Origin of the sequence: Promineifilum sp. (SeqCode) (assembly GCF_041918635.1) — a bacterium.
Lineage (GTDB): Bacteria > Chloroflexota > Anaerolineae > Promineifilales > Promineifilaceae > Promineifilum.
In genome coordinates this window covers 1-3,638 of the sequence record NZ_JAYRVJ010000734.1, presented here as the reverse complement: position 1 = coordinate 3,638, position 3,638 = coordinate 1, and the positions used below count along the sequence as shown (strand labels likewise).

The window sequence follows — 3,638 nt, the reverse complement described above, 5'->3', positions numbered from 1 at the left end:
CCGGTGACTATGGGGAACTGGACCGTCTATTACGGGCGCTCCAGACGGCCACTCTCCAGAGCGGCGACGCGGCCGGGGCGGCGCTGCTGGTCGCCGTGGACGAATTGTGTCTGACCTGCGATCAACTCCACCAGCAGCGGGCCGAACAATTGCGCATGGCGAACCAGGCCGGCCAGTTGGAGGATGATACCCGGCGGCGTGTGGAGCGGCTGCTGCGCCCCCTCTGGCGCGAGGGGGACGAGGTGCCCGAGCTCACCGGGCCACCCTTCCCGGTGGTTCCGCCGGCGCCGGCCGAACCGTCGGGCCGGCCGAGCTGGCTGCAATCCACGCGCCGGCGGTTGGAGAATCTTTTCAAGCCCCCCACCGCCGAACAGGCCGCGCCCGCGGGCCTGGGCCTGATGCTGCCGGTCGCGTCGGAGTCACTGGCCCTCGACCCGTTAACCGTGTCCCCGTCGCCGGTCGCGCCCGAATCGCTCTTCCCTGTCGTCCCCGCCGTCCCGGCTCAACCACGGCCCGACGCGCCGCGGGAGGACCTATTCGTCTACTGCCTGGGCAGCTTCCGCGTCTACTACCACGACCGGCTGATTCGCGACTGGTCGGGCCATAAGAGCCGGTCGCTATTCAAGCTGCTGATCATCCACCGCGACCAGCCGACGTCCATCGAGCGGCTGCTGGACAGCTTCTGGCGCGACAGCCCGCCGGACTCGGCCCGCCGCAGCCTCTACCAGACGATCTACCTGCTGCGCCAGACGTTGCGCAACGGCGACAGCCAGGCCAGCATCATCCAGGTGGACGGCGGCTACCAACTGAATCCCGAACTGACGATCTGGGTGGATAGCGAGGCGTTCCTGCGCCACTATCGCCGCGCGTTGGAAGCCGTCAAGCGGGGCGACGTGGACCAGGCGGTCGAGGCATTTCAGGCGGCCGAGATTCTCTACGAGGGCGACTTCCTGTTGGAGGATATGTATGAGGAGTGGCCTGTCACGTATCGCGAACAACTGCGCAACGCCTATCTGGACGCGCTCGACCGGCTGAGCCGGCACTACGGCGAAGTCGGGCAGGATAGCTTGTGCGTCGCCTACTGCCGCAAGCTGCTGGAACTGGACAACGTGCGCGAGGACATTCACCGCCGGCTGATGCGGGTCTTTGCCCGGCAGGGGCAGCGCACGCTGGCCCTGCGCCAGTACCACCGCTGTGTGGAGGCGCTGCGCGAGGAATTGGACGTGGAGCCGCTGCCGGGGACGACAGAACTGTACGAAAAAATACTCAAAAATGGCGATCATTTTCGGACAGGCGCGGAATTGAACGGGGATTGATCCGTTTTTGAGATCGGGTTGCTACGCTGTCGGTGTTGCTCTCGAGGACAACACCTATCGTGTCAGTTTGAGTAAATGCAATGGAGGTTTAAAGTCATGTTTACTTTCGAAAGCCCAGGGGCCAACCCGGCCCTGTTGGATATCACCGGCACGGCGACCGTGGAAGATCCGAACGGCCTCACGCCGCCGGCCACGATCATCCAGTTGAATGATGCCTGGCGCGTCCGCGTGAACTGGGTGCTCAGTGGCGGTTTCGCCCCTCTCCTGAACGGTGACTTTCACGTCAACGTCTACGCCGAGTCCATCGGGAGTGCATTCGAAGGCCAGTTGGGTACGCAACAGGACGTGCCGGTCGTCGGAGCTGGGGCCTATACGGCGGTCGTGGATGTGCCCGCGGCGCCCGCGAGCACGCTGACCCCCGGGGCCTATCGCCTGGTCACGCTGATCACTCACACCGACCTGGCGGCCAACCCGACCGAGATTGCCGCTTTTGAAGAAGGGCAGATCGTCCAGCTCTACCAGCAGCCGTAAGTCGGAGGTACCAGACGGCGCGTGCTGATCCGATCAGCACCAATTTAGCGAAGAGACGCCGCCGGCCGCCGAGCTTCGCTCAACGGCCGGCGGCGCGCTCGTGCCGGTGAGGGGGTTATGACGATGGACGAAATAGTCATGGCCGGTTCCGGCCTGCAACAAATCCGCGGCATCGGTCCCGCGGTGGCCCGTCGCCTGGAGGACGTGGGCATTGGCGACGTGGCCGCCCTGGCCGCGGCCACGCCGGAGCGCGTGGCCGCGGCGCTGCACGGCCTGCCGGTCGTCTCGCGCGACCGCATTGGGGCGTGGATCGAGGCCGCCGGGCGATTGGCCGCGCCCCCGATGAATACAACCATGGACAACGGGCAGCGCTACGCCACCTTCACGCTGGAGTTGCTGCTCGATGAGCGCGGTCGGGTGCGGCGGACGAGGGTCGGCCACGTTCAGAGCGGGCGCGAAACGAGTTGGGCCGGATGGGGGGAAAGGCTGCTAGCCGACTTCGTGGCCGGTTGTGCCAGAGCCGCTCTGATGACGGATCCAGTCGCCCCTATGCCGGCTATGCCGGAGACGGACGCTCCCGCGCCGGCCGCCTCAGGGCAGTTGCGCTTGCGCGATTTAGCCACTATCCCGGCCGGTCAACAGCGGCCACGGCACATACTCCGACGTGGTCAACCGTTTGACGTCACTTTCGATGTGGATGTGTCGGACGCAGAGAGCGCATCTTCGACGACCGCTCTGGCGCGGACGGCGCTTTACGTCTGGCCGTTGCCTGGCGGCCAGCGCCGGCCGGTGAGCCAGAGCGAAACAACGATGCCCCTCGCCCCAGAGATGGCTGTACGGGTAGGGCCCATCGCTCCCGGCGACTTGACCCCTGGCGCCTACCGCCTGCAAGTAGAGTTCACACTGGAGATGGCCCACACCCACCAACAGGTCACGGCCGAACTGCGGGAAGGGCTGTTGTTGGTCTATTAACTGATAGGCGGAGCTTCCTAGCTCCGCCTATCGGCTAATCCTCGAACAGCGCATCCAGGTCGAGTTCGTCCAGTGCCGCGCGTAGTTCGTCTGACAAGATGCGATCCTCTGTCTCCACCACCTGCGACGCGGCGAGGCGCAATTCGCCCTTGGAGCCGCTGTGTTCGGCGTACTCGTTGCCCGGCTCCAGCACCACCTTTTGGTAGTTCGGCGACCAGGTCATGACAAACCGCCGCCCGCACGTGGGGCAACACCACTCCTCCGCGCCGGAGGCGTGTCTATCTACCAGGCTCATCTCGTGGTGTTCAACTTCATACATGTGTGTTTTCCTGACCTCTACAAAGGTACGACCACCGATCTTGTAAATGACCGAATCGTATCGCCGATGGCCGCTCATTCTTGTGAAGAAACCGTAAATAAAGAAGGGTTGTTCGCCGCTAGACGCCCTGTCACCGAAGAGGATAGCATAGGAGGAGCCGGCGCACATGTGTCTATGGCACCCTCCCGCCGCTTAGCCCCCAGATATAACTTTTGATAGTAGACGACGGCTCGGTCGGGCAGTTATCGTGTGGTTTGGCGGCGCGCTTCGCGCACTCTGCCGCCCGGAGGTTCGTCATGGCATCATCCCACGCTGCTCCCGTCCCACGCCCCGCCGCGCGCGCGGCCGGCCGGCCCTATGCCGGTCTGCTGGCGCGGCTCGGCGTATTGGCCCTGATTGCGTTCCTGTTCTGGCTGGGGCTGGCCCCACTGCGGGCCGTCCCCGCCGTCACGCCGGCCGATGCCACGCCGCTGGTCTTCTCGGCCGAGCGAGCCGTGGCT

General features: G+C 65.1%; 5 protein-coding genes. 4 read left to right on the top strand and 1 reads right to left on the bottom strand.

What is annotated here, in order from left to right:
- The 3 genes from ACE3UY_RS21340 to ACE3UY_RS21330 form a co-directional block, all read left to right on the top strand.
- The coding region (locus ACE3UY_RS21340) for a BTAD domain-containing putative transcriptional regulator (protein WP_374689497.1) at positions 1 to 1,316 on the top strand (1,316 nt) is incomplete at its 5' end.
- Positions 1,317 to 1,412: 96 nt separating this feature from the next.
- Positions 1,413 to 1,847 (top strand): hypothetical protein, encoded by a 435-nt coding sequence (locus ACE3UY_RS21335; protein WP_374689496.1) that lies wholly within the window; start codon positions 1,413 to 1,415, stop codon positions 1,845 to 1,847.
- A 117-nt stretch (positions 1,848 to 1,964) separates the two neighbouring features.
- Complete coding sequence (locus ACE3UY_RS21330; RefSeq protein ID WP_374689495.1) at positions 1,965 to 2,819, top strand: helix-hairpin-helix domain-containing protein; 855 nt, start codon at positions 1,965 to 1,967, stop codon at positions 2,817 to 2,819.
- A 34-nt stretch (positions 2,820 to 2,853) separates the two neighbouring features.
- Here ACE3UY_RS21330 and ACE3UY_RS21325 read toward each other — a convergent pair whose 3' ends face one another.
- Complete coding sequence (locus ACE3UY_RS21325; RefSeq protein ID WP_374689494.1) at positions 2,854 to 3,138, bottom strand: hypothetical protein; 285 nt, start codon at positions 3,136 to 3,138, stop codon at positions 2,854 to 2,856.
- Between the two features lie 296 nt (positions 3,139 to 3,434).
- On the opposite strand from ACE3UY_RS21325, the gene ACE3UY_RS21320 reads away from it, so the two are divergent.
- A partial coding sequence (locus ACE3UY_RS21320; protein ID WP_374689493.1) for a hypothetical protein occupies positions 3,435 to 3,638 on the top strand: 204 nt, incomplete at its 3' end.

What these genes read in the sequence shown, in the direction of transcription:
- ACE3UY_RS21335 (WP_374689496.1), top strand. Translation starts at nt 1,413, where the DNA reads ATGTTTACTTTCGAAAGCCCAGGGGCCAACCCGGCCCTGTTGGATATC.
- ACE3UY_RS21330 (WP_374689495.1), top strand. Translation starts at nt 1,965, where the DNA reads ATGACGATGGACGAAATAGTCATGGCCGGTTCCGGCCTGCAACAAATC.
- ACE3UY_RS21325 (WP_374689494.1), bottom strand. Translation starts at nt 3,138, where the DNA reads ATGTATGAAGTTGAACACCACGAGATGAGCCTGGTAGATAGACACGCC.